Below are 25,105 nucleotides of genomic sequence, written 5' to 3'. Positions count from 1 at the left end.
CCAGAGGGCCCCTCTCCGCCGGAGAGGGGACTCACCGTTACAAATAGCGGCACAGATACGAGGTGGGCTCAGCAACCTGGAGATGAAACTCGCTGTGGCCAGGCACGTTAAACACCTCACCGGCTGTATACACTTTCCATTCGACAGTTCCCGGCAACAGTACCTTCAACGCGCCGCTCACAACCGTCATCTCTTCGGGTTCGGCGGTGCCAAATGTATACTCCCCTTCCGCCATCACACCAACGCTGGCCCGGCCGGTGCTACTGCTGGTAAATCCAATAGACTTCACTTTCCCGGAAAAGTATTCATTGCTTTGTAGCATAATCAGGCCCCGTCTCATTATTAAATTAACACCCAATATAGAGTCCTGACGTTCGGCCTGTCACGTAAAATTAGACAAGCAGTTCTGAAGCTAACCGCGCAATCAAAACATTAGAGAGTAAAACCGGCACATCCAGCGCCTGCTGTAAAATATCCCGATGACGCTGATGAAAACCCAGACAATCCAGCATAATGACGTCCGCGCCTTGATCCAGTAGCGCCTGCCCGGCATCAATTAACTGTTGCTCAGAACCGTGAACCGGATTCGCCAGCGAATACACCGGCGGCATTTGCAATACCTGCCATTTTTTCTCCTGGGCCGCCAGAAGTTCTGCAACAGGCACAATCACGCCAACCTGATGTCCATCCACAATAGAGGCGACAAGCGGTGGAATAATACGCAGCGGTTCAAGCAAAATAGAATTACGGGCTGCCATACTTTTAATCGCCGCGGTGCTCATCAGTATAATGACATCGTAACCCTGATTATCCAGCACCTCGACAACGCTCTGTAAATCTCGCTCCACTTTCTGGCGGGAAACATGGGCTATCTGGTTATCATTCAGCAACGTCAAAAGCGGATCGTCGCCAGGCTCTACAGCGTAATCCGCCATAACGTCTTCCCGGCTCATTTTTCCCAGCAGGCTATGATGGGTGATGTGTTGTTCGTCGATGTATTCCGTCAGAAGCGGTAACACTTCGCTCATTGGCACAACGCCGATTGTGAGGATTGCCAACGACGCACTCATTTTTATTCCACCTTATTACTTCGTCGTAATTCCCGGGCAAATATTCACACGCTCACCGCGCTACCTGCCCTACAAATCTCAGAAAGCGTAGCAGCAGATGAGCAACGTATTGTGTAAAGATTCCAAATAACTCCAATATTGTATTGTTATCGCTTAATTTACGGTTTTAGTTGCCAGTATAAATGTTTCAAGAATGTGATGGAGATACAATTTAGGGGTACCCGGAATCCCTTCCGAGTGGGTCATGCGTCTATGATTTATCCGGATCTTCGTAACGTTTTTTCGCATCCATCGCTTCTTCTGCGGTCGGATGCTCGCTGATGAGCGAATCAGGTTTCGGATGATCAGCCCGTAGCTGATACCACGTCACCGTCTGGCCCGGCGTGCCTTTTTCAATGGTGACGATATAAGCTTCCCGCGGATAAGGTGGTCTGGTTGGCATAGCGTTTCCTTTATTCTGGGTGAGCGTTAAGTATAGACATCTCCCTGTAACCGTTGCGTCGACGGCGGCAGCGCCGCAATAATTTCAGAAACGACCTGGGCCGGCGCTTTCGTCGCGTCAATAATGTAATGCGCCGTTTCGCGATACAACGCGTCACGCTGCTCAAGCACTTCCCGAACCTCTTCGCTCAACGGCTTGCCGGTGAGGGTCGGGCGCAGATCCGCTTCAGGTTCAGCCTCAAGCCGATTAACCAGCGTGGATACCGGCGCGCACAGATAAATCACTACGCCAACACGGTGCATATAACGTCGGTTATAATCCGTGAGAATAATACCGCCTCCCGTCGCCACGACAGTCGAAGGCGCGCTTACCGCCTCCAGGGCCGCGGTTTCCCGGGCGCGGAACCCTCCCCAGCCTTCTTTTTCAACGATATCAGCGACGCTCATCTGCACGTGCGATTGCAGCCAGCGGTCGGTATCTGCAAACCGAAAACCGGTTGCCTGCGCCAGCGCCATACCGATGGTGGTTTTCCCACAGCCCCGCGGGCCAACAAGATAAAGAGGTTGCATCATAGCAGGCGTTCCCCCAGGAACTGCGCATACGCAGGAACTGCGCATACGCAGGATTTGATATCAGCAATGTTATAATCATATCATCTAACTAGTACAATGCATAAATGTAAATAATAATTTACACAAAGATACTAAAGTCACAATATTAGTACTATAGCAAGAATCAGAAATGAATAAACTGTAAATTTTTCATTACAGGATTTATTTTTTACGCTGGCTTTCCAGCCACCACTTATCCAGCTCGGCGGCAAAATGCTGACGATCGCGCGGCGAGAGAGTGTTTGGCCCCCCCGTTTGTACGCCGCTGGCGCGTAGCGTGTCCATAAAGTCACGCATCGTCAGACGTTCGCGAATCGTGGCGTCGCTATAGCGTTCTCCCCGGGGATTAAGAGCCGCAGCGCCTTTTTCCAGCACTTCAGCCGCCAACGGAATATCCGCGGTAATCACCAGATCGCCCGCTTCGCATTGACGCACAATTTCGTTATCCGCCACGTCAAACCCGGCGGCCACGCGGAGCGTGCGGATAAAACGCGAAGGCGGCACGTGCAAGGCCTGATTGGCAACCAGAATAAGCGGCAACTGCATCCGCTCGGCGGCGCGGTACAAAATTTCTTTAATGACATTCGGACACGCATCCGCATCCACCCAGATGGTCATAATGTCTCCCGTACGGTATACAATCTTTTATTGTCTCGCGCTTTTGTCTTTCATCAAAGTGCTGTTTCTCCTTCTGCCCGTTTTCAATCCGCGTTAAGCTAACCATTCCCCATAACACACAAACATAGGGAGTGACGAGATGGAGAAGAAAATCGGTTTTATTGGCTGCGGTAATATGGGCAAGGCTATTCTCGGCGGACTGATTGCCAGCGGTCAGGTACTTCCCGGTCAGATCTGGGTCTACACCCCCTCCCCCGATAAAGTTGCCGCCCTGCATGACCAGTACGGCATTAATGCGGCGCAAAGCGCGCAGGAGGTCGCTCAGGTCGCGGATATCGTTTTCGGCGCGGTAAAACCGGGCATTATGGTGAAAGTGCTCAGTGAAATCTCCTCCAGCCTGAACAAAGACTCTCTGGTGGTCTCTATCGCCGCAGGCGTAACGCTTGATCAGCTTGCGCGCGCGCTGGGACACGACCGTAAAATCATTCGCGCTATGCCGAATACGCCGTCGCTGGTCAACGCAGGAATGACCTCCGTCACGCCCAACGCGCTGGTCACACCGGAAGATACGGCTGATGTCCTGAATATTTTCCGCTGCTTTGGCGAGGCGGAAGTGATTGCTGAGCCGATGATCCATCCGGTGGTTGGCGTGAGCGGATCTTCGCCGGCCTATGTCTTTATGTTTATCGAGGCGATGGCGGACGCAGCCGTTCTTGGCGGTATGCCTCGCGCTCAGGCTTATAAATTCGCCGCGCAGGCCGTCATGGGGTCGGCGAAAATGGTACTCGAAACCGGAAAGCATCCCGGCGAACTGAAAGATATGGTGTGCTCGCCTGGCGGAACGACAATTGAAGCCGTACGCGTTCTGGAAGAACGTGGCTTCCGCGCTGCGGTAATAGAAGCGATGACGAAGTGTATGGAAAAATCAGAGGCGCTCAGTAAATCCTGAAGCCCGGCTGGACGTCATGCCGCCACTTCGGTGCGGTTACGTCCGGCATTCTTTGCTTTGTAAAGCGCCATATCCGCAGACTTTAGCCATTCCCGATAATGACCGATTTGTGGCGTTAACGGCGCCACGCCCACGCTGATACGTAACATGACCTGCGGCGCGCCCGGCAAGCGTAAGGTATTTAGCCGTTCATGCACTCGCGACATGGCGGTAATCGCGCTATCTGCCGGCGTTCCGCACATAATCACCGCAAATTCGTCGCCGCCAAAGCGCCCGATAATATCACTCCCGCGTAGCGTTAACTGTAATTGACGCGTCAGGGCGATAATAGCCTCATCCCCAACATCATGTCCCCAGGTGTCGTTAATGCTCTTAAAATGATCGATATCGATAATCAACAATGTCGCCTCCCGATGGTGGCGTCGGCTGTGATCGAATTCATTACGTAATAAAATTTCCCAGTGGCGTCGGTTATAGACGCCGGTCATGCCATCCCGCGAGCTCATCGCCTGCAAGCGTCGCTTATGTTCCGCTAATTTAATGGCCGTTTGGTAACTTACCCAGGCGAACAGAAGCGGATACAACATAATGACGGGCAAAGAGAGCGTGACTTCCAGCGACGAGCTTCGCATCGCGACGGGTAGCCCGGTAAGCTGCAACGTCACCAGACATGACGCCAGCAAAAGGCCCATTCCGACAGTGAATAGCCGCCGCCCGCCAGCGCCCATCAGATTCATGCTCATCATCATAAACAGCGCGGCGGCAGGCAACATATTGACGCCCATCAACGCGATCCACATGCCGGAGAGGATCGCATCCACTTTCAGGTTGTAAATTTCCTGGCGTAGCGGATCAAGGGCTTTCGCCGCCCACTGCCACGCCAGATGCGGCCAGACAAAAGACCAGCCGACCAGCAATAACCACCAGCCGCCAAAGACAGGTTGCGACACTAACACGGCGGCCACCGGTAAAAACATCCCCCCTAACCCCACCGCGCGCGGTAGCCTGATGCGCCGGGCGAAGCGCAATCCGGAGCGCTGACGATCATCAGAAGGGTCAGGCGGCGCTACCGCCTGCTCAACCGCTTTTCGGTAAAAATTTTCATCATTCATTATTTTTGGGAACATTTAGAAACAATTTTCCCAAATTATAGAAACAGAGCGCATGGAGGGAGTATGAAATTTCGGGTGAGTGTTTTTCAGGGCTCACCCGATAGCACTACGCCGCTTTTTTCAGGCAGGCGCTCATAAACTTGCTACGGTCATCGCCTTTCAGTGATTGTTCCGTCGCCTGAACATTGCATTCACGCATTTTCTGCTGTTGCGGCGTCAGGCTTTTCTCGCCAGGGGCTGACTGGCTGTTTTTCAGGCAGTCGCTAAGGTAGGTTTTACGCGCATCGCCTTTCAACGCTTGCGCTGTCGCCTGCTGATTACAGGTCGTCATGCGCTGCTGTTGCGGCGTTAACGGTTTCTCGGTTGCGCCGACGGCGGTTAAAAAGACCAGGCCAAAAAGTAAAGTCACCAGTAATGTTATTTTCATAGCACCATCCTTTTGTCAGTGTACGCATTACACGTTGTCCCTTTGGGAAATATCCCAGGGACTTTATATAAGTCTGGCTGTTACTGGCAAAAATACCACCCGGCAGTAAAAGTATTACTTACCGTTAGCAATAGATGTTTTATTGATTGACAAACCGTAGGCTAATGTGCAATTCGATTATCCACACTTACACTGGCAGGATGCAGAAGAACAGCGCATAACGTTACACTGTTATTACCATAGCCGCTTCGTTTTTATTTTGCTCTGTATTACCCAGAAGAAAATAAAAACGAAGCGGCTATGTTATTTCATAAAAGTAACGTTATAACAACTGTGTTGTTTTAAAATACGATTAGTGCCGGGGGTGTCTCAGCAACTTTTTTACATATTGGCGCAGCAATTCCGTATCGTGATCAGGAACGCTGGCATCCGGCTTTACGCCTTCAAGTGCCCCCTCTACCTGACGTATCAACATCTCCTGCTCGTTTTGCGCCATGTTACGTAACATTGCTGTGACGATAATCTCTAACGCTTCTACCTGAGCAACCAGTTCTTTCGACTCTTCTTCTTTTTGGGCTAGCTTAAGCAACAACTCTGCTATGAGATTTTTCATGACCATATTTCCTTATTAGTTCCAGGGTGACGTTATCACTATGAAGAACCACTGCCTAGAGGCTGAAAGTACTATTTTTATGATACAGGAAGAACTTTACACAAATAATTATCACTGTCGCCGCAGCGAAACGTTTCTCAGACCGAAAACGAGACGATAATAAACCATCAAAAAACAATAATCACGCTATATCATAATTTAAGGTTATGCCATCTATAGAAAAACTTCACGGATAAAGAATATATCTTTTAATTTAAACCATATCGTAACGGCAGAAGCGCCGTTACGATGCACCGCTATTGGCCTTTCGCTTTTTGCGCGTTACGCCGACGACGTAACGCCAGGGTCAGTTGCCCAATATTGATCAACACGATCGCCGCCGTAGCGATAAAAACCCAGCGGAAACCGGCCATCGCCGATACCGTCGCGCCCATCAACGGCCCAACCACGTTGCCCAGATACATAAATGACTGGTTGTAGCCAAAAATACGTCCGGTAATTTGGTCGCTGGAGTATTTCACCAATAACGTTTGTACGGCGGGTAACATCGCGCCATCGGCAAAGCCCAACAAGAAACGCAACAGCCCCAACTGGAACGGCGTGGTGACCTAGGACATCGCGAAGAAAAGCAGCACTGCGCAGATAAGCGTGGCCATCAGAATTCTTTCCGTGCCGATTCTGTCGCCAAGTTTTCCCAGGCGAGGCGCGGAGATAAGCGCGGAGATACCGGGCACCGAGGCGATTAACCCGCTAAGAAAGGCGATGTTATTACTGTCCGGCATCATTGATTTGATAAACAGCGCCAGGATTGGACTGATGGAACCATTACAGAGTTGAATGACCATCGTGGTAAAAAACAAACTGATCACCAGCGCAGGATAAGGTAACGACGCAAAAACGGCTTTACCGCTCAGGCGTTCGCTTTTCCTGATGACCGGACGCACGCCTTCTTTAATTAAAAATAGCGTGACCAGAAAGCTCACCACCAACAGCATGGCGGTAATCAGAAATACCGCCCGCAGCCCGATATGATCCGCGACAAAGCCGCCCATTAACGGCCCGCCGATAACGCCGCTGATCTGCGCGGTAGAAAGCGTACTGAGCGCCCAGCCGCTACGTTCGCGTGGTACCTGAGAGGCTACCAGCGCCATGGCATTGGGGATATAGCCTGACGTTAACCCCATGATTCCGCGCAGCAGGAAAAGTTGCCAGACATGGGTCGCAAATGCCTGCAGTAGAATAGCTATCGCCATCCCGAGCGACGCGCGCAATAGCATCAGTTTACGCCCTTTACGATCGGCAAGACTGCCCCACATCGGCGACACAATGGCGGAAATAAGAAACGTGATGCTAAACGTTAACCCGGACCACATTGATAACGCTTCATGGGAAGAGACGCCAAGCTGGGAAATATAAAGGGGTAAGAATGGCAGGATTTGGCTGATTGCCAGCCCGGTAAAAAAACATCCAAACCAAACGGAAATTAGATTAACTTTCCAGGATTCCATAAGACTCGTAACGGTAAGTAGCTGAAAATACGCGTTAGCTTAGCAAGTTCTCTTTTTCCTGATGGTTCCAGAGGTGCGATACGTCACACTTTGCTATTTTGTCTCCCCGTTCATCATTTTTGTGAAACATGTCACATTATATAGCCGCGCAAGGCAGACGTTTATGCTTTAACGACACACGCCGTAGCCCCGCATTCCAAGATGAAAATGGTTAGCATGCGCAGCGTTATAGTCAGGCCCGAGCCCATTGCCATAATAATGGCAACTGGCGTTTAACATAGCGCGTAACCAGGGCCCCGTCTCCTGACGCCCCCAGCCGCGCAGAACAGTGATTTTTCGGCCATCTGATAGCTGAAACCCGCTGACATCCAGCGCTTCTGCGCTGGCATGTTCACTGCGACGCGCATCCGGGCGGTGATAAATATTACGGCAGGCATAGCTGCCCAGATGTTCGATGCGGGTCAGGCGGCGCTTCATCCACGTTTCTGTTAAAGGTTTTGCCTGCTGTTCGACAAACAGCGCGGAGCGCAGCGCCAACGGGCAGGAGGCTAAAAAACTGCTGCTCAGTTTGACCTGGCCAAAATCTCTGACGCGCACAACATGGGACAAGGGACATTCACCAGCGCTATCCGCAACAGGTTGTGATGAAATTAATCCCTGTTGATTGGCCGCCGTCAACAGCTCCCGGCACTGCGACGGCGTCAGGCGCTGTAGTTTGAAGGTCGTGATCCAGCCTGGCGGATCGGCAAGTTGTAGCGGAGCAAAAGGATTATAATAAGAGGGAAGATAACGATATCCCAGCCCGCCAATACCGCCCAACAGCACAATAATCAGAAAACCCTTACCTCTCACGCGGCCTCCGTTCTCACATCCCATAAACATTATGGCAGAACCCCGCGAAACCCGCGTTTTGTCGTGGTAATGTATACGCTTTGCATTCGATGGAATGGTTTTTTAAGATGGCGAAATTGCGGGTAGGAATAGTATTTGGCGGTAAGTCGGCGGAACATGAAGTGTCTTTGCAATCAGCGAAAAATATCGTTGATGCGATCGATAAAACCCGCTTCGACGTGGTGCTGTTAGGGATAGATAAGGCGGGACAATGGCATGTTAACGATGCGGAAAATTATTTGCAGAATGCAGACGATCCGGCACATATCGCGCTACGTCCTTCGGCAATCAGTCTGGCCCAGGTGCCTGGCAAACACCAACACCAATTGATTAACGCTCAGAACGGGCAGCCGCTACCAACGGTAGATGTTATTTTTCCTATCGTCCACGGTACGCTGGGCGAAGACGGCTCATTGCAGGGGATGCTGCGCGTCGCAAACTTACCGTTTGTCGGTTCAGACGTGCTGAGCTCCGCAGCCTGCATGGATAAAGACGTCGCCAAACGACTGCTACGCGATGCAGGACTGAATATCGCCCCGTTTATTACACTCACCCGAACGAATCGTCACGCGTTTAGTTTTGCCGAGGTTGAATCCCGTCTGGGACTGCCGCTGTTCGTTAAGCCCGCCAATCAGGGCTCTTCGGTCGGCGTCAGTAAAGTCGCTAACGAAGCGCAATATCAGCAGGCGGTCGCGCTGGCTTTCGAATTCGATCATAAAGTGGTGGTGGAACAAGGGATCAAAGGGCGCGAGATCGAATGCGCCGTATTAGGTAACGATAACCCACAGGCCAGTACCTGCGGCGAAATCGTACTGAATAGCGAATTTTACGCCTACGATACTAAGTATATTGATGATAACGGCGCACAAGTTGTCGTGCCTGCGCAGCTTCCTTCCGGGGTAAATGACAAGATCCGCGCGATCGCGATCCAGGCTTATCAGACGCTGGGGTGCGCGGGTATGGCGCGTGTCGATGTCTTCTTAACGGCAGACAATGAGGTCGTGATTAACGAGATTAATACGCTGCCAGGTTTTACCAATATCAGTATGTATCCAAAACTCTGGCAGGCGAGCGGATTGGGCTATACCGATTTGATTAGTCGCCTGATTGAGCTGGCGCTGGAACGCCATACGGCGAATAACGCCTTAAAAACCACGATGTAATAGCGCACGCCCGATAGCGCAACGTTTATCGGGCGTCTTTTACCTCACCATCTTCGCGCCGACGAATAATGAACCCCGCCAGCCAGAAGCTAATAATCCACGTTACCACCCCAACGCCATAGGTTTGCCATCCTTTCGCCTCAAAACCCAGCAATCCTACGACGCCATTCAAAATAAAGATAAGGCCAATAGAGAAGGCATAGTAGTGCCAGTCACGACGAATTTTTACAGGCAAACGCATAACGACTCCGACGTATTAACAGCAACAAAAACGTATTTTTGCATACTTCTGGCGGGCGAGTCTGTGGGGGATACGGAATTTCTTAAATGTTAATTGATTTTGATAAAAGTGATCGTTTTGTGACAACTAACAAAAATTTACGCGATGGATACATTCCGTATGTGAAATTACCATGATTCTGATATTGACAAACACAATGACCTGTCAAACTTCACAGTAAGCCGATGGCATAACGCCAGATCGTAGCCGATCATCCTGGAGGTCTTTATGGCTGATTTCACTCTCTCAAAATCGCTGTTCAGCGGGAAGCATCGAGAAACCTCCTCTACGCCCGGAAATATTGCTTACGCCATATTTGTACTGTTTTGCTTCTGGGCCGGAGCGCAACTCTTAAACCTGCTGGTTCATGCGCCGGGCATCTATGAGCATCTGATGCAGGTACAGGATACAGGTCGACCACGGGTAGAGATTGGGCTGGGCGTCGGGACGATTTTTGGCCTGGTGCCCTTCCTCACGGGCTGCCTCATTTTCGCCGTTATCGCCGCGTTTTTACGCTGGCGTCACCGTCACCAATAAACCTTAGCGCGCTGGAGAAAATATCCCAGCGCGAAATTTATCGCCCCATACACCGCGCCCGCCGCTCATCAACTCGTTTAGCAAACCAGGCGGTCGTCAGCTTGCGCGTGATCTTCGGGCTTTCCAGTTGAATACCGGGCAACATTTCCCGCGCAAGCGTCTTGCCCGTTTTGGCCTCGGCCAGTTTATAGACTTTCTTGTAGAGCGCCGTTTTTTCAAACGCCAGGCTATCGCCTTTCTCCAGTTGGCTGCGAATTTCACGCTCACTCATTCCCAACTGCCCTGCCAGTTTGCGTACCGCTAACTCTGTTTTGCCCGGTTCCTTGCTGTTATAACGAATCAGATCGCCATCCAGCGCCAGTTTTACCCCACTGGCTTTACTGACGGCATTCTGGAACGCAGCGTTACGGCTGGCGTACCATCCCGCGTTGAAGTCGGCGAAGCGGAAAACAGGCGCGCTGTAGTTCGCCGGGTAATTCAGCAAATGGTAGGTTCCAAACCACAACCCGCCACGGCGCGTAAAGACCTCCTGACGTACCGTACCCGTCATCTTCCACGGATAACCTTTCGCGTGCTGTTCGGCAAAGGCAATGCTGACCTGCATCGGGCCGCCCGTATGCACCGGGTTATATGAGCCAAATAGCGTCTGCCCCATAGGAACCATATTGATAAAGTCGTCAAAAATAGCGCTAAGCTGTTTTTCGGTTTTTACCGTGTCCAGCCGTTCGCTATAGCTCTTGCCGTTGGGGGAGTTAATTTTCAGCGCGGTGTGCACCAGAAACAGCGGAATGTGTAGTCGTTCAGCGCGGCGATCAATCTCCTGCCAGGCGATTTTACTTAGCCCCGGCACGACAGGATCCGCCTGATAACCGGACTCCTGCTGGGCGACAGCCAGCACCGAACAGATATTTTCTACCGTCGGCGCCAGCCCCTGGCTCTTAAACGTTGTCGCGATATCTTTCGCCCAGGCCTCTCTGTCTTTGACACTGGCCGGCATTTTCTGACGTACTACGCTTGCCACGTCGACAGGCTTCTCGCCCTTGCTCACCGGCTGCCCGGATTGACTACTACAGCCAGCCAATATGGCGACCGCCAGAAAAGGCAGAGGGTAAAGACGGGACGCCGCCGACATAACGTTTCCTTCTGTTAGCTAAAAGAGTGGGTCACTTCCTGAACTGGCTGACCATCCAACTGACGTTCAAAGCTACGCAAACGTTTATAAATAGACATCAGCTCCACCAGCGTCGTCCAGGAGTTAATCAAATACTGGAACGAACCGCGCACCTGGCCAAACACGTTGGTGATTTGCGTCATCAGCCCCAGCGTAATCGTACCGGCAACAATGGAAGGAAACAGCAGGAACAAACCGAAAACGTTATCGACCTGCAAATAGAGAATGCGCGCGATGTTGAAATACATATAGTGAAAGTAGAGACGGAAGTAGTTATGACGCACCGCGCTAAACAGTTCACGGACTGTTGGCGGCGTGGCGCGGCTGGCGTCATCTTCACCGTAGACCAGCTCCTTACGATAAGCGGCTTCCACTCGCTGATTTTTAAATTCCAGCCCTGGCAATTTGATCCCGACGACCGCCAGCAGGCCCGTCCCCATTAATGACCAGACTATGGCGGCAATGACCAGGCCGTAAGGGATATGTCCTACGATGGGTAAATTCGGCACATGCGCTGACAGGGTGACTAACACCGGCAGAAAGGCGATAAGCGTCATGATGGCATTGATAAAACTCACGCCCATGTTCTCCAGTGTAGAGGCAAAACGCATGGTGTCTTCCTGCACACGCTGGGCAGCCCCTTCGATATGGCGCAGGTACTGCCAGTGCGCCATATAGTGCTCATTCATTGCGGTACGCCAGCGAAATACATAGTGGCTGACAAAGAAGTTGTTCAGCACGCCGATCACCACGGCGATAAGCGCAATACCGAGAAACCCCCCCACTTCATGATAAAATTGACCAAGAGTGACCTTGTGCGGCGAGCTGAGCGCCGTTTGAATCAAATCATAGAACGGTGCGTACCAGGCGTTAACCGCGACGCCAACCTCCACCAAAAACCAGGTGACAAAAATAATGAGCGAGGTGCCAAGTATCGACCAGTACTGCCAGCGGTGCGGGCTATAGATGAACCAGAACGTTGCAAATAATCCCACGCAAATCAGGTAATAAGCATAAAAAATCAGATAGTCCAGCGACCAAAAGCGCGCTGCGCTGATAGGCACTTCATCGGATGCCCCCACAAGTCGCGCCACCCAATCTCCTCCTCCCGCCTGCCAGAAAATGACGGCGATCAGCGCCCAAACAAACGCCGACATGAAAAACGGCCCTGGCTTTGGGAAAAAAGATTTAAACATCATGCTCTCCTGCTAACTTCTTATCTTTATTACGGCTGCTGTGACGGCGGCAATAGCACGCCATGCCCACGCAAATGAAAGGGCTAAACTAGGCATTGTGACCTACGTTGTGACGCTTAGTTCGCATTTCTGCTCAACAGAATTGTTTCGACGAGTTTCATACTCAGCAGGCACGCTGACGCTATCAGGTTATCACAAGCGCTTTATCACAAAAGTAAACATTCTCCATCACGAAAACCCGCCGTTACGTTTTTTCACCCACTTTTTTCTCTTTAACGTTTTGCAATGTGCCGCCGGGTAGTATAAATACGCATAACCACCGTTATTTCACTTATGGACATCACCGTTGAAACGTAGTCTGCTTTTTACTGCCATGCTGTTTGCGGCATCACTTACTTCTGTCCAGGCGGCTCAGCCGATTGCCGATCCGGTTTTTGCCTCTGATATCGTTGATCGTTATGCCGAGCATATCTTTTATGGTAGCGGCGCCACGGGCATGGCGCTGGTGGTGATCGACGGCAATCAACGCGTATTTCGTAGTTTCGGTGACACCAGACCGGGCAATAATGTTCGTCCACAGCTTGATTCGGTCATTCGTATCGCTTCGCTCACCAAGCTAATGACCAGTGAAATGTTGGTAAAATTGCTCGATCAGGGAACGGTAAAATTAAACGATCCTCTCAGCAAATATGCGCCTCCCGGCGCGCATGTCCCGACGTATCAAGGCACGCCGATTACGTTGGTCAACTTAGCGACCCATACCAGCGCGCTTCCGCGAGAACAGCCCGGCGGCGCGGCGCATCGTCCGGTATTTGTCTGGCCAACCCGCGAACAACGCTGGAGCTGGCTCTCCACAGCAACGTTAAAAGTCGCGCCAGGCTCGCAGGCGGCCTATTCCAATCTGGCGTTCGACCTGTTAGCCGACGCGCTGGCGACCGCCTCCGGCAAACCTTATACGCAACTGTTTGAAGAAAAGATTACCCGCCCGCTGGGAATGAAAGACACCACGTTTACCCCCTCTCCTGATCAGTGTAAACGTCTGATGGTGGCAGAAAAAGGCGCAAGCCCCTGTAATAATACGCTGGCTGCCATTGGCAGCGGCGGGGTCTATTCTACGCCAGGAGATATGATGCGCTGGATGCAACAGTATCTGTCTTCAGATTTTTATCACCGTAGCCATCAGGCCGATCGTATGCAAACGTTGATTTATCAGCGCACACAGTTAAAGAAAATCATCGGGATGGACGTACCGGGTAAAGCCGACGCGCTCGGTCTGGGCTGGGTCTATATGGCGCCAAAAGACGGACGTCCTGGCATTATCCAGAAAACAGGAGGCGGCGGCGGTTTTATTACCTATATGGCGATGATCCCGCAATATAATATTGGCGCTTTTGTGGTGGTAACCCGTTCCCCCCTCACTCGTTTTACCAATATGAGCGACGGGATTAACGATTTGGTTACTGAGCTAAGCGGCAATAAACCGATTGCTATTCCTGCATCCTGAGTCGTCGCGCCTCGCGCTATATCAGACGAGGCGCAACATTTTTGTTAATATTCGGAGGGCAAACGGTTAATACTGATCAGTTTGCCTTTATTCATTTCAATGTAATTACCCTTACGCAGGGCCGCGAGAACTTCCGCCACCACCGATCGCGATACGCGCGTTCGTTGATGAATATAATTCATAACACCAATACGTGAGCGAAGTTCTTCATCCCACTCAATCATTGTCATTAACGTCGCACGAATTTGGTCGTAAGAATTATTACCAATGAGCTGCTTGTCACGAAGTTCCAGTACCTGACTTTTCCATACTATCCAACAGAAGGCTTCACGCCACAGTTGGTTCTGCTCAATGATGGCGAGAGTTTGTGATGATGAGAGGCGATAACCGATGCAACCGCTCTCCGCAATTAATTTATATTGTGCCTCTTTTTTCGCCACGCCATCGGCTAAGCCAAAAATAAAAGGGGCCTGCACAATACCAATAAGAACTTTATCACCCCGAACTAACGAAACAACCCCCTCTAAAATAACAAAGGTATGGGTATTACTTTCATCAGGTGAACAGATAATCTCTTTATCATTAACAAACTCGAAACGCGTACCATGCTTAGAAAGGCATTTATCGAGTCTGTAGAATTCCTGTAGTGGCTTGCTTAAAGATAACATATGCATTCCTTGCAATAATGCCCGTCAAGTCCTTGACGGGCATTTTTCAGTTTAAATTACCTTTATTTCTCCTGAGAGAAAATGATTACCAGGTATATTTAACACCAACGTTTGCAGACCAGTCTTGATCAACATCACCGCCGCCGAGGTAGTTAGCATCGGTGTAGGCGCTGAAGTTCTTCGTGAAGCTGAACTGAGTACCCAGACCAACACGTACCGCAGAACCTTCTACGCCGTTGTCGATAGAGTCGCCGTTTACGTCAGCATCGTTGTTGGAGTCGTCGTAAACGTAAGCCAGTTTGAAGTACGGGGTCAGCGCCTGATCTTCGCTGTAAGTGAAGGTATAACCTGCATCTACACCGAGTTCATAACGCATGCTGTCGTAAGACTGACCGTCAACTTTCATGTCGTTGCTCAGCTGGTAGTCGTCGCCGGACTGGAACAGACCGGATACGCTGCCGTAAGGCGTTACGTAGCCTGCATCACCCAGCTTCAGATCATAACCCAGTTTCAAGCCGAAGCCCCAGGCGTCAGAAGAGGTGTTGCCGTCAACGTAAGTACCGTCGCTCATGTTAGCAGACAAATCGTTGTTGAAGTGAGAGTAGCTCAAGTTACCGTCAACAAAGATGTTGTTTGCGAAACGAGCGGAAGAGTAGATGTAGGCAGACTGGCTGTCCTGATCCACCTGACCGGTACGATCGCTCAGATCGCCTTTCGCGAAGCCTGCTGCCGCACCAACGATCCACTTAGCGTTGTTACCATCAACTTTGGTATCAACACCGACCATGATGCCATTAACATCCTGATCGTAGTTAATGGTGCCGTTGTCGCCGTTGAAGTTACCGCCGAAGTAGCTTACCCATGCGCCGCCGTTATCCGCCAGGCCATGACGAGCGTTGGTCAGACGAGTACCAACGGTGTCTTGTTCCAGGTTCCAGATATTGGTGTTCGCAGAAGGAATGCTCAGCGCCATGTTAGCGTAGTCGGTCAGTTCCATCTGTTCCAGCACGACAGTGTTGCCTTCCTGCTTAGCCTGATAGGTGTAAGCACCCAGGTCAGCTTTGTTTGCTGCAGAGAAGGTTGCGTCGGTGTTTACGTCATTGACACGAATCAGCTCGTTGCCTTTGTAATCCGCAACAGAACCCGCACCAGTAGCGTTGTCGATGCGCACTTTATAGTTACCGGTAGCCGCTACAACATTGTCCGTGTAGCTATTATCCGCTTCACCGTTAGCACTGTAAGTAGTATCGGCAGTGTTATCACCGTTGTAATAATCACCATTACCATTCACGGTCAAATGACCGTCAGAAGTCATAGCGATGACACCGTAACCATAGGTAGCATTTGATGTATCGGTTGTATTGGTGTGGCCGTTAACCAAATCTGCATCCAGCACATAGTCGCTGTTGTTGATGTTAAATACACCAGCGTTGGTCAGTTCCAGAGTATCCGTACCGAAAGAATCGGCATCAAATTCACCAGCACCGATGCTGAATTCACCGCCGTTTGATACGGTAATAGTGTTAGCATACAGATAAGCAGTTTCGTTTGTCAGATCAACTTTACTGTAACTATCAACCGTCAGGTGATCGGTATCAACTTCACCATAGGAACTGAGGTTCATCGTTGAACCATTGGTCAATGTGATGGTGTCTGCGATTAAAGAAGAACTATCAGCTACGTTAACCTGAGAACCATTATTAACAGTTAGGGTATCGACGTTTGAAGCGTTTACCGTATCCCATTCAGAACCGTTATCCAGCGCTACAGTGAAGATACCGCTCTGGAAGGTCTTGTCATCAACAACGTTGCCCCATTTATCGAAAACAGAATCAGGTTCTAAGCTGTTAGTACCATCTTCAAGATTGTACATCTCAGTCGGATCGATACGATCATAGGTAAAGTATGCGTCACCTACCCACTTACTACCGTTATCCAGTTTGAGGTTCAGTTCATCAACGTTATCGTTGTCGTGACTCCAACCGCCATTCGTATCCTCTACACCATCATTGTTGGTGTCATAACCGATTTTGCTGAAACCATCGCTGGCGTTGATAACACCATCGCCATTGGAATCAGCATTCGCGTCGCCAGCATTGTTGAAGTTACTCGTAAACACAACGTCACCCATCAACGTTGAACCGTTGGTGAATGTAACATTGTTCTTCATCGAATAGTATGAGTCAGGATCATCTGAGAACGATAAAGCAGCGTCATTCGGATTATGATACCAGGTTCCTGTCGTTGCATCATAAACAGCGTTACCAGAATAATCGCTTGGCTCTGAAGAGTTACCAAACCAACCGCTACCCTCAAGCGGAGTCACAGCCCCTAATGTAACAGTGGAATTGTCAACGACAATAGTGTTGTCCCAAGTATGAACATAAGCGCTATCACCACCAGTAGCATATGTTGCGTCGTAAGTATCACCCTGACTCAGAGTAATACCTGCAACACGAGAGTTATTGGTGATATTAATATTACTTTCGACATCCAACGTTACAGCAGTGCCTAAAGAAGCTAATTCGGAAGTACGCCAATCTTCCGTAGTAACTTTTCCATCAGCATTATTATAATCATCGGTGAAGTAGAAATATTCATAATCATCATCGATAGTGGAGTTAGCGATATTGAGGGTAAATGTATCGCCATCATCCCAGTCATGATCAACATATGCTGTGTCATCCCACATATGTTGGGAAGTAATCATGCCTTGGATGGTAGAATTGGTGATATTCAGTGTATTCGTAGAATCTGCGGTGTAGTCATTGTTCAGATAATACGTAGAAATAACACCATTTACAGTATCGTTGTTAAAGGATTGATCGAAATCGGTAGTTGCAGGATTGTAATAAACATAACCACCGTAAGTTACATAATCGGTGTCAGTATTGATCCCAGCGTACTGGGTAGTTGCGTCGTCATGATACCCAAAAGTGTTATAAGTAGTAGCATTCGCCTGAGAAGTGATTGCCAGAGTGCAAGCCAATGCTAATTGTGAGACTACAAGTTTCTTTTTCCAGGAGTGCATTTGTCATCCCTCCTCAGGGACGTAATATAGTTGATCCATCAATTATCAATGCATAAAAACATACAGATGTTTAGCAAGAAGGATTATGCGGCGTCATTGCTAAAAGGTTCAATTATTCTTTATCCTCAGTCCGGATTCGGACATGAATTAAAAAGACGTAATAAAAGGAAATTTTATAATTGAAAAGCATTCTTTTTCATGACCTTACAAGAAAATAAAAAAACAAAATACATATAAGATAAATATGGATTAAAGAAAAACAAAATAAACATGAATAATGTTGAAACCCACATTTACTTAAATGACGATGAAATAAAACTAAAAACAACGTAAAACTAATTCTTATTTAAAATGATATAGTGCCTGATGTATTAATCTTCGGTATATAAAAGAAGCGCCATGTTCTGCCGCCGCCGGGGCTGCGCCTGCTACGTTAAGGACCGTTTTCGTAAAACATCTGCCTGCAGATTCAGGTATACTGGGCCTTCGATTCCACAAACATCAGGCAGACCATGACAGACCTTATCCATCGCCCTCGCCGCCTGCGCAAATCCGCTGCGCTGCGCGCTATGTTTGAAGAGACAACACTTAGCCTGAACGACCTGGTGTTGCCGATCTTTGTTGAAGAAGAACTCGACGATTACAAAGCTATTGATGCCATGCCCGGCGTAATGCGTATCCCGGAAAAGCAGCTGGCGCGAGAGATTGAACGTATCGCAAATGCTGGCATTCGTTCCGTTATGACCTTCGGCATTTCTCACCATACTGATGACACCGGCAGCGATACCTGGAAAGAAGACGGCCTGGTGGCAAGAATGTCCCGCATCTGTAAGCAAACCGTGCCGGAGATGATCGTCATGTCCGACACCTGCTTCTGCGAATACACCTCGCACGGCCACTGCGGCGTGTTGTGCGAACACGGTGTGGATAACGATGCGACGCTGGCCAACCTCGGCAAGCAGGCCGTTGTCGCGGCGGCGGCTGGAGCAGATTTTATTGCGCCCTCCGCGGCCATGGATGGACAAGTCCAGGCTATCCGCCAGGCGCTGGATGCCGCCGGTTTTACCGATACGGCAATAATGTCCTACTCCACCAAGTTCGCCTCTTCTTTCTACGGCCCCTTCCGTGAAGCAGCGGGTACCGCGTTAAAAGGCGACCGCAAGACGTACCAAATGAATCCGATGAACCGCCGTGAAGCGATTCGCGAATCACTGCTTGACGAAGCCCAGGGCGCGGATTGCTTAATGGTGAAACCGGCCGGCGCGTATCTGGACGTGCTGCGTGAAATCCGCGAACGCACAGAGTTGCCGCTTGGCGCTTACCAGGTGAGCGGTGAATATGCCATGATTAAATTTGCTGCTATGGCTGGCGCCATCGATGAAGAAAAGGTCGTGCTGGAAAGTCTGGGCTCGATTAAACGCGCCGGCGCCGATTTGATTTTCAGTTACTTCGCGCTGGATCTGGCTGAGAAAAATATTCTGCGTTAATTCTGTTACAGGGCGGCGCGCTGCCGCCCTTTCCCGACTTTACACCCCACTATTCAGTCGCTGAGTCTAACCCGTTGCCGAACGCGGCTTATCCGGCTTACGGCTATTCCTCGATCGCCTGGCGAATTTGCTGCAACGACGCGGGATCGTCAATGGTTGTCAGATCGCCCGGATCGCGGCCTTCGCAGATCGCCTAGATCGTGCGGCGAAGCATCTTTCCGGAACGCGTTTTGGGAAGCTGCGAAACAAACCAGACATGCGCCGGACGACCAAAGTGGCCGATCTGGTTGTCCACCAGCGCCATAATCGCGTTTTCCTCGTCGCGCGCCGCCTCGCGATCCGCCAGCGTATCGCTCTGCTTCGGAATGACAAACGCCACCGCTACCTGCCCTTTCAGAGCGTCTTTTATCCCCACTACCGCCACTTCCGCTACGTTCGGGTAGCTGGAGATACTTTCTTCTATTTCTCGCGTCCCCAGCCGATGACCCGCAATATTAATCACATCATCGGTACGGCCCAGAATAAAGTAATACCCCTCGGCGTCGCGGATTCCCCAGTCGAAAGTGGCATAAACCTGACGGTTAAACAGCGACCAGTAAGTCTTCACAAAACGCGCATCGTCGCCCCAGATAGTCTGAATACAGCCCGGCGGCAGCGGCCCTTCGATCACCAGCATCCCCTTTTCATTTATGCCGCAAGGTTCGCCGGTGACTTCATTGAGTAGCTGGACGTTATAACCGTACATCGGCACTCCGGGACTTCCCAGACGCGACGGCCTGTCGTCCAGCGCGCGGGCCAGCGCCATGATCGGCCAGCCGGACTCCGTCTGCCAATAATTGTCGATAACCGGCACACCCAGCGTCTCCGTCACCCAACTGGCCGTCGGCTCGTCCAGCGGCTCACCGGCCAGATAAAGCGCCTCCAGCGAGGAGAGATCGTGATTGCGGATTTGCGCCGTCGGGAATTTTTTCAGCACGCGAATCGCGGTCGGGGCGGAAAACATCCGGTTAACCTGGTATTTCTCGACAATTTTCCACCAGACCCCGCAGTCCGGGTACGTCGGCAGTCCTTCGTAAACAATAGTCGCCATGCCTGCCAGCAACGGCGCGTAAACGATATAGGAGTGGCCGACGACCCAGCCGATATCCGATGCGCAAAAGAATACGCCGCCCGCCTTGCCGCCAAAAATGGTGTCCATCGAGGTTGCCAGCGCCACTGCATAACCGCCGACGTCGCGCTGGACGCCTTTCGGTTTGCCGGTAGTGCCGGAGGTGTAAAGAATGCACGAGGTTTCATTGGATTCCAGCCACGCCACCGGCACGCTCGCGCCGAGATGCTGCTGGCGCAACGTGGCAAAATCCAGATCGCGCCCATCCACCCACGCCATTTTCGCCAGCCCTCTGTCCACCAGCAGAACGTGTTTCGGCTGATGCTGCGCCTGCGCAATAGCGTCATCAAGCAGCTTTTTATACGGCAGGATTTTACCGCCCCGCGCTCCGGCATCCGCCGACACAATCAGCGCCGGTCTGGCATCGTCAATGCGCGCCGCCACGCTGTGCGAGGCAAAACCGCCAAAGACCACCGAATGGATCGCGCCAATGCGCGCGCAGGCCAGCAGGGTTATCTGCGCTTCGGCAATCATCGGCATATAGACCAATACGCGATCGCCACGCTGCACGCCCAGCGACAGCAACATGGCGGCCACAATGTTGACTTCATCATGCAACTGGCTGAAGGTAAATGTGCGCTCTTCATCGGTCTCTGATGAGACGGCAATCAGCGCCAGCGCCTCCGGCTGTTTATCCCGCCAGCGGTCGACGGCGTTATGACATAAGTTAGTGGTGCCGCCGCAAAACCAGCGGGCAAACGGTGGGCGGCTATGATCCAGCGTCTGCGTAAACGGCTGTCGCCAGTCGATACGCCGGGCCTGCTCGGCCCAGAACGCCTCCGGTTCGTTAATGGAACGCTGATAAAATTCGCTAAAAGACATCACGCTCTCCTGTTGAACTTACGCCTTATTGCTGGCTGGCTCAGATGACATATAAATCGAGGTATTCGTTAACCGGCATCTGCTCCAGGCGGGATCTGTCCAGGGAGACATCCAGAATGCGTTGCTGCTGGCGAGTCGGGAACTGACGCGCCAGGTTAATTTTAAATTTTTCGATAAGCTTCGGAATACCGCCGGCGCGGCGACGCGCATGACCAATCGGATACTCCACGACAACCTCGCCAAAGCGTGAGCCATCAGTAAACTCCACGGTGATCGCATTGCCGATAGCACGTTTTTCCGGGTCGTGATAGTCGGCGGTAAAAGCCGGGTCCTCATAACACACGATTTTCTCGCGCAGGGCGTCAATACGCTTGTCCTGCGCCACCTCGTCTTCATAATCCGCCGCGGTTAACCGTCCGAACAGCAACGGCACGGCGACCATATACTGGATACAGTGATCGCGGTCCGCCGGGTTATTGAGCGGGCCTTTTTTATCGATAATGCGGAGACAGGCTTCGTGGGTGCGGATGGTCACTTTCTCGATATCCGCTGCCGTTTTACCCGCGGCCTGCATCTGCTCATACAGCGTCATCGCCGCTTCGACGGCGGTTTGCGAGTGGAATTCTGCCGGGAAAGAAATTTTGAATAGCACGTTTTCCATCACGTAGGAGCCGTAAGGACGCTGGAAACGGAACGTTTCACCTTTGAATGAAACGTCGTAGAAGCCCCAGGTTTTGGCGGTGAGCGCCGAGGGATAACCCATCTCGCCGGTTTTCGCCATCAGCGCCAGACGTACCGCGCGCGAAGTCGCATCGCCCGCCGCCCAGGATTTGCGCGTACCGGTATTCGGCGCATGACGATAAGTGCGCAACGACTGCCCATCCACCCACGCCAGCGATACCGCGTTGAGGATCTCATCGCGCGTCAGCCCCAGCATTTCAGCGACCACCGCAGTCGAGGCCACTTTCACCAGCAGCACATGGTCAAGCCCGACACGGTTGAAGGCGTTTTCCAGCGCGATGCAACCCTGAATTTCATGGGCTTTGATCATCCCGCTCAATACCTGTTTCATGGTCAGCGGCGCTTTGCCGGCGGCGACGGCGTTGCGTGACAGCCAGTCCGCAATCGCCAGAATACCGCCGAGGTTATCAGAAGGATGGCCCCACTCGGCGGCAAGCCAGGTATCATTAAAATCGAGCCAGCGGATCATCGCGCCAATGTTAAAGGCTGCCTGTACCGGATCGAGCTGGAACTGGGTGCCCGGCACGCGTGCGCCGTTGGGCACCACCGTGCCTGGCACGATCGGCCCAAGCAATTTTTTACAGGCCGGGTATTCCAGCGCTTCCAGACCACAGCCAAGCGTGTCGAGCAGGCAATAATGCGCGGTGTCGTACGCCACCTTTGAGGTGATCTCGTAATTCATAACGTAATCAACGATATCAACGATTTCACGGTCAAAGTCTGGGCGGATGTTCGAAATATGTGCGGACATAGGGTACAACTCCTGTTTTTATATTTAGAGGTTTTAATTAGCAACGCTTTTCGATCGGCACAAACTGGCGATCGTCCGGGCCGGTATAGTTGGCAGAGGGGCGAATAATTTTGTTGTCCTGACGCTGTTCAATAATGTGCGCCGCCCAGCCGGTAACGCGGGCGATGACAAACAGCGGGGTGAACATTTCGGTAGGGACGCCCATCATGTTGTAGGAGACCGCCGAAAACCAGTCGAGATTCGGGAACATCTTTTTTGTCTCCCACATCACCGTTTCCAGACGGTCAGCGATGTGGTACATCTTCAGCGAGCCGCCTTCTTCTGAAAGCTGTTTCGCCACCCGTTTGATCACCTGATGGCGCGGGTCGGCGATGGTGTAAACCGGATGTCCAAAGCCAATCACCACCTCTTTGTTTTCCACGCGTTTACGGATATCCGCCTCTGCCTCGTCCGGCGTTTCATAACGCTGTTGAATTTCCAGCGACACCTCATTCGCCCCGCCGTGTTTCGGGCCGCGCAGCGCGCCAATCGCGCCGATAATCGCGGAGTAGACATCCGAGCCGGTTCCGGCAATCACCCGGCTGGTAAACGTCGAGGCGTTGAACTCATGCTCGGCATACAGCACCAGCGAAATATGCATCGCCTTTTCCCAGCTTTGGGTTGGCTTTTCACCGTGCAGCAGATGCAGGAAATGGCCGCCGATGGAATCATCGTCGGTTTCCGGCTGAATACGTTCGCCGTTGTGGCTGTAGTGATACCAGTAAAGAAGGATAGAGCTGAGCGAGGCCAACAGCTTATCGGCAATATCGCGCGCGCCGGAGACGGTATGTCCCTCTTTTTCCGGCAGGGTGCAGCCCAGCGCGGAAACGCCGGTACGCATCACGTCCATCGGGTGCGAGGCCGCCGGTAACGCTTCCAGAACGGTACGGACATTGGCGGGTAATCCGCGCAGCGCTTTTAACTTGCTTTTATACGCGTTCAGCTCGTCGCGGGTCGGTAATTTTCCGTGGATCAGTAAATGCGCGACTTCTTCAAATTCGCAGTGCTCCGCCAGATCGAGAATGTCGTAACCGCGATAGTGCAGATCGTTACCGCTTTTTCCCACGGTACACAGAGCGGTATTTCCGGCAGGTACGCCGGAAAGCGCGACCGATTTTTTAGGCTTAATGACATGCGTGTTGTTTTGCAGGATCGTCGTGTCTGTCATATTGTCCTCGTCATTATTGTAATGTGTAGGGTATTGAGGCGTGTAGGCCGTACCGTAGGCGGGATAAACGTAGTGCCATCCGGCATTGCCTGATGGCGGCTTCGCCTTATCAGGCCTACAGGCTACGATTTTTTATTCCTGTACAGCGCGTCCAGCTTCTCTTCGAACTGGTAGTAATTGATGCTTTCGTACAGCTCGTTGCGGGTCTGCATGATGTCGATCACGTTCTTTTGCGTCCCTTCCTGGCGCAGCACGGTATAGACTTTTTCTGCGGCGCGGTTCATGGCGCGAAACGCCGACAGCGGATAGAGCGCCATCGCCACGTTTGCGCTGCGCAACTCGTCGGTCGTAAACAGCGGCGTCGCGCCAAACTCAGTGATGTTGGCGAGGATCGGCACCTGCGCCACGTCGGCGAACTGGCGGTACATCGACAGTTCGGTGATCGCCTCCGGGAACAGCATGTCAGCCCCCGCGTCCACGTAAGCCTGCGCACGATCGAGAGCCACCTCCAGCCCTTCCACCGCCAGCGCATCGGTACGCGCCATGATCACAAAGTTCGGATCGGTGCGCGCATCCACTGCCGCCCGAATTCTGTCTACCATCTCCTCTTTCGAGACGATCGCTTTGTTTGGACGGTGTCCACAGCGCTTAGCGCCAACCTGGTCTTCAATATGCAGCGCGGCGGCGCCCGCTTTGGCTATGGACTTTACCGTCCGCGCGACATTAAAGGCGGAGGAGCCAAAGCCAATATCCGCATCCACCAACAGCGGCAGCGGGCAAACATCCGTGATGCGCCGGATATCGGTTAACACATCATCCAGCGTCGAAATCCCCAGATCCGGCAGTCCGAGCGAGCCCGCCGCTACGCCGCCGCCAGAAAGATAGATAGCCTGATACCCGGCCCGTTGGGCCAACAGAGCATGGTTGGCATTGATAGCGCCGACAATTTGTAATGGATTCTCTTTAGCGAGCGCGGCGCGAAATGCCTGCCCCGGCGAATGTAAAGACATATCTCGTCCTCATGTTAGTAAATTGTTACTCAGAATGTATTCACCAAAGCAAAGGCTATGCCAGGCAAAGAGGCAGCGAGAAAATTAAATACAATGAGATTTAAAAACAGGCAATTACAGTAATGCCT

The 25,105-nt window shown here is 51.6% G+C and carries 22 protein-coding genes and 2 pseudogenes; 5 read left to right on the top strand and 19 right to left on the bottom strand.

From position 1 onward, the window contains the following. Positions 1-37 precede the first annotated feature (37 nt). From ppnP to N7E69_RS13910, 5 genes are all read right to left on the bottom strand, one after another. Positions 38-322, bottom strand: a complete 285-nt coding sequence (gene ppnP, locus N7E69_RS13930) for a pyrimidine/purine nucleoside phosphorylase (RefSeq protein ID WP_000941953.1) — start codon at positions 320-322, stop codon at positions 38-40. Positions 323-392: 70 nt separating this feature from the next. Further along, complete coding sequence (locus N7E69_RS13925) at positions 393-1,070, bottom strand: AroM family protein (protein ID WP_001276437.1); 678 nt, start codon at positions 1,068-1,070, stop codon at positions 393-395. A 250-nt stretch (positions 1,071-1,320) separates the two neighbouring features. Then, positions 1,321-1,512 carry a protein YaiA gene (gene yaiA / locus N7E69_RS13920; RefSeq protein ID WP_001143161.1) on the bottom strand — a complete coding sequence of 64 codons (192 nt, stop codon included), beginning with the start codon at positions 1,510-1,512 and terminating at the stop codon, positions 1,321-1,323. A gap of 26 nt (positions 1,513-1,538) precedes the next feature. Further along, the gene (aroL, locus tag N7E69_RS13915) at positions 1,539-2,084 is read right to left on the bottom strand and encodes a shikimate kinase AroL (protein ID WP_000983565.1); all 546 of its coding nucleotides are present in this window, start codon (positions 2,082-2,084) and stop codon (positions 1,539-1,541) included. Between the two features lie 201 nt (positions 2,085-2,285). After that, on the bottom strand, positions 2,286-2,741 hold the full coding sequence (locus tag N7E69_RS13910) for a YaiI/YqxD family protein (protein ID WP_261743118.1): 456 nt from the start codon (positions 2,739-2,741) through the stop codon (positions 2,286-2,288). A gap of 139 nt (positions 2,742-2,880) precedes the next feature. Between N7E69_RS13910 and proC the strand changes: the two genes are divergently transcribed. After that, positions 2,881-3,690: a pyrroline-5-carboxylate reductase gene (proC, locus tag N7E69_RS13905; RefSeq protein ID WP_000412193.1), complete on the top strand. Its 810-nt coding sequence runs from the start codon at positions 2,881-2,883 to the stop codon at positions 3,688-3,690. 14 nt (positions 3,691-3,704) lie between these two features. Here proC and adrA read toward each other — a convergent pair whose 3' ends face one another. From adrA to N7E69_RS13880, 5 genes and pseudogenes are all read right to left on the bottom strand, one after another. After that, positions 3,705-4,817 carry a diguanylate cyclase AdrA gene (gene adrA / locus N7E69_RS13900; RefSeq protein WP_000484098.1) on the bottom strand — a complete coding sequence of 371 codons (1,113 nt, stop codon included), beginning with the start codon at positions 4,815-4,817 and terminating at the stop codon, positions 3,705-3,707. A gap of 91 nt (positions 4,818-4,908) precedes the next feature. Further along, positions 4,909-5,229: a phosphate starvation-inducible protein PsiF gene (gene psiF, locus N7E69_RS13895; protein WP_000705165.1), complete on the bottom strand. Its 321-nt coding sequence runs from the start codon at positions 5,227-5,229 to the stop codon at positions 4,909-4,911. A 352-nt stretch (positions 5,230-5,581) separates the two neighbouring features. After that, on the bottom strand, positions 5,582-5,842 hold the full coding sequence (iraP, locus tag N7E69_RS13890; protein ID WP_001518423.1) for an anti-adapter protein IraP: 261 nt from the start codon (positions 5,840-5,842) through the stop codon (positions 5,582-5,584). Positions 5,843-6,138: 296 nt separating this feature from the next. Next, positions 6,139-7,350, bottom strand: a pseudogene (locus tag N7E69_RS13885) (multidrug efflux MFS transporter). 168 nt (positions 7,351-7,518) lie between these two features. Next, positions 7,519-8,232, bottom strand: a complete 714-nt coding sequence (locus N7E69_RS13880) for an extensin family protein (RefSeq protein ID WP_000480794.1) — start codon at positions 8,230-8,232, stop codon at positions 7,519-7,521. A gap of 77 nt (positions 8,233-8,309) precedes the next feature. Between N7E69_RS13880 and ddlA the strand changes: the two genes are divergently transcribed. Then, complete coding sequence (gene ddlA / locus N7E69_RS13875; RefSeq protein ID WP_001096593.1) at positions 8,310-9,404, top strand: D-alanine--D-alanine ligase; 1,095 nt, start codon at positions 8,310-8,312, stop codon at positions 9,402-9,404. 25 nt (positions 9,405-9,429) lie between these two features. On the opposite strand, the gene N7E69_RS13870 is transcribed toward ddlA, so the two are convergent. Beyond that, positions 9,430-9,645 (bottom strand): DUF2754 family protein, encoded by a 216-nt coding sequence (locus tag N7E69_RS13870; protein WP_001239244.1) that lies wholly within the window; start codon positions 9,643-9,645, stop codon positions 9,430-9,432. Positions 9,646-9,912: 267 nt separating this feature from the next. Here N7E69_RS13870 and N7E69_RS13865 point away from each other — a divergent pair, with 267 nt between their 5' ends. After that, the gene (locus N7E69_RS13865) at positions 9,913-10,221 is read left to right on the top strand and encodes a YaiY family protein (RefSeq protein WP_000763139.1); all 309 of its coding nucleotides are present in this window, start codon (positions 9,913-9,915) and stop codon (positions 10,219-10,221) included. A gap of 37 nt (positions 10,222-10,258) precedes the next feature. On the opposite strand, the gene yaiW is transcribed toward N7E69_RS13865, so the two are convergent. Continuing rightward, positions 10,259-11,353 carry a surface-exposed outer membrane lipoprotein YaiW gene (yaiW, locus tag N7E69_RS13860; protein WP_001271421.1) on the bottom strand — a complete coding sequence of 365 codons (1,095 nt, stop codon included), beginning with the start codon at positions 11,351-11,353 and terminating at the stop codon, positions 10,259-10,261. Between the two features lie 14 nt (positions 11,354-11,367). Next, complete coding sequence (gene sbmA / locus N7E69_RS13855; RefSeq protein ID WP_000477019.1) at positions 11,368-12,588, bottom strand: peptide antibiotic transporter SbmA; 1,221 nt, start codon at positions 12,586-12,588, stop codon at positions 11,368-11,370. Positions 12,589-12,934: 346 nt separating this feature from the next. Between sbmA and ampH the strand changes: the two genes are divergently transcribed. Next, positions 12,935-14,092 (top strand): D-alanyl-D-alanine-carboxypeptidase/endopeptidase AmpH, encoded by a 1,158-nt coding sequence (gene ampH, locus N7E69_RS13850; RefSeq protein WP_000830780.1) that lies wholly within the window; start codon positions 12,935-12,937, stop codon positions 14,090-14,092. Positions 14,093-14,136: 44 nt separating this feature from the next. Here the strand turns inward: ampH and iprA are convergent, their stop codons facing one another. Beyond that, a complete protein-coding gene (gene iprA / locus N7E69_RS13845) occupies positions 14,137-14,760 on the bottom strand; it encodes a hydrogen peroxide resistance inhibitor IprA (protein WP_000950242.1) in 624 nt (207 codons plus the stop codon). Positions 14,761-14,845: 85 nt separating this feature from the next. Beyond that, complete coding sequence (locus tag N7E69_RS13840; RefSeq protein WP_261743117.1) at positions 14,846-17,791, bottom strand: autotransporter outer membrane beta-barrel domain-containing protein; 2,946 nt, start codon at positions 17,789-17,791, stop codon at positions 14,846-14,848. Between the two features lie 512 nt (positions 17,792-18,303). Between N7E69_RS13840 and hemB the strand changes: the two genes are divergently transcribed. After that, complete coding sequence (gene hemB / locus N7E69_RS13835) at positions 18,304-19,278, top strand: porphobilinogen synthase (protein WP_000130728.1); 975 nt, start codon at positions 18,304-18,306, stop codon at positions 19,276-19,278. Between the two features lie 103 nt (positions 19,279-19,381). On the opposite strand, the pseudogene prpE reads toward hemB, so the two are convergent. From prpE to prpB, 4 genes and pseudogenes are all read right to left on the bottom strand, one after another. Further along, positions 19,382-21,268: pseudogene (gene prpE / locus N7E69_RS13830) on the bottom strand (propionate--CoA ligase). Positions 21,269-21,308: 40 nt separating this feature from the next. Then, positions 21,309-22,760 carry a bifunctional 2-methylcitrate dehydratase/aconitate hydratase gene (locus N7E69_RS13825; RefSeq protein WP_001272702.1) on the bottom strand — a complete coding sequence of 484 codons (1,452 nt, stop codon included), beginning with the start codon at positions 22,758-22,760 and terminating at the stop codon, positions 21,309-21,311. 37 nt (positions 22,761-22,797) lie between these two features. Then, complete coding sequence (gene prpC, locus N7E69_RS13820) at positions 22,798-23,967, bottom strand: 2-methylcitrate synthase (RefSeq protein ID WP_000132748.1); 1,170 nt, start codon at positions 23,965-23,967, stop codon at positions 22,798-22,800. A gap of 122 nt (positions 23,968-24,089) precedes the next feature. Next, entirely contained in the window at positions 24,090-24,977 is an 888-nt protein-coding gene (prpB, locus tag N7E69_RS13815; protein WP_000052227.1) for a methylisocitrate lyase, read from the bottom strand. Positions 24,978-25,105 lie beyond the last annotated feature (128 nt).

Origin of the sequence: Salmonella sp. 3C (genome assembly GCF_025426275.1) — a bacterium.
Taxonomy (GTDB): domain Bacteria; phylum Pseudomonadota; class Gammaproteobacteria; order Enterobacterales; family Enterobacteriaceae; genus Salmonella; species Salmonella enterica.
This window is presented reverse-complemented; position numbering and strand designations above follow the sequence as displayed.

Excerpts from the sequence above, each read along its gene's own strand:
- ppnP (WP_000941953.1), bottom strand. The coding sequence starts at position 322 with ATGCTACAAAGCAATGAATACTTTTCCGGGAAAGTGAAGTCTATTGGA.
- N7E69_RS13925 (WP_001276437.1), bottom strand. The coding sequence starts at position 1,070 with ATGAGTGCGTCGTTGGCAATCCTCACAATCGGCGTTGTGCCAATGAGC.
- yaiA (WP_001143161.1), bottom strand. The coding sequence starts at position 1,512 with ATGCCAACCAGACCACCTTATCCGCGGGAAGCTTATATCGTCACCATT.
- aroL (WP_000983565.1), bottom strand. The coding sequence starts at position 2,084 with ATGATGCAACCTCTTTATCTTGTTGGCCCGCGGGGCTGTGGGAAAACC.
- N7E69_RS13910 (WP_261743118.1), bottom strand. The coding sequence starts at position 2,741 with ATGACCATCTGGGTGGATGCGGATGCGTGTCCGAATGTCATTAAAGAA.
- proC (WP_000412193.1), top strand. The coding sequence starts at position 2,881 with ATGGAGAAGAAAATCGGTTTTATTGGCTGCGGTAATATGGGCAAGGCT.
- adrA (WP_000484098.1), bottom strand. The coding sequence starts at position 4,817 with ATGTTCCCAAAAATAATGAATGATGAAAATTTTTACCGAAAAGCGGTT.
- psiF (WP_000705165.1), bottom strand. The coding sequence starts at position 5,229 with ATGAAAATAACATTACTGGTGACTTTACTTTTTGGCCTGGTCTTTTTA.
- iraP (WP_001518423.1), bottom strand. The coding sequence starts at position 5,842 with ATGAAAAATCTCATAGCAGAGTTGTTGCTTAAGCTAGCCCAAAAAGAA.
- N7E69_RS13880 (WP_000480794.1), bottom strand. The coding sequence starts at position 8,232 with ATGTTTATGGGATGTGAGAACGGAGGCCGCGTGAGAGGTAAGGGTTTT.
- ddlA (WP_001096593.1), top strand. The coding sequence starts at position 8,310 with ATGGCGAAATTGCGGGTAGGAATAGTATTTGGCGGTAAGTCGGCGGAA.
- N7E69_RS13870 (WP_001239244.1), bottom strand. The coding sequence starts at position 9,645 with ATGCGTTTGCCTGTAAAAATTCGTCGTGACTGGCACTACTATGCCTTC.
- N7E69_RS13865 (WP_000763139.1), top strand. The coding sequence starts at position 9,913 with ATGGCTGATTTCACTCTCTCAAAATCGCTGTTCAGCGGGAAGCATCGA.
- yaiW (WP_001271421.1), bottom strand. The coding sequence starts at position 11,353 with ATGTCGGCGGCGTCCCGTCTTTACCCTCTGCCTTTTCTGGCGGTCGCC.
- sbmA (WP_000477019.1), bottom strand. The coding sequence starts at position 12,588 with ATGTTTAAATCTTTTTTCCCAAAGCCAGGGCCGTTTTTCATGTCGGCG.
- iprA (WP_000950242.1), bottom strand. The coding sequence starts at position 14,760 with ATGTTATCTTTAAGCAAGCCACTACAGGAATTCTACAGACTCGATAAA.
- N7E69_RS13840 (WP_261743117.1), bottom strand. The coding sequence starts at position 17,791 with ATGCACTCCTGGAAAAAGAAACTTGTAGTCTCACAATTAGCATTGGCT.
- hemB (WP_000130728.1), top strand. The coding sequence starts at position 18,304 with ATGACAGACCTTATCCATCGCCCTCGCCGCCTGCGCAAATCCGCTGCG.
- N7E69_RS13825 (WP_001272702.1), bottom strand. The coding sequence starts at position 22,760 with ATGTCCGCACATATTTCGAACATCCGCCCAGACTTTGACCGTGAAATC.
- prpC (WP_000132748.1), bottom strand. The coding sequence starts at position 23,967 with ATGACAGACACGACGATCCTGCAAAACAACACGCATGTCATTAAGCCT.
- prpB (WP_000052227.1), bottom strand. The coding sequence starts at position 24,977 with ATGTCTTTACATTCGCCGGGGCAGGCATTTCGCGCCGCGCTCGCTAAA.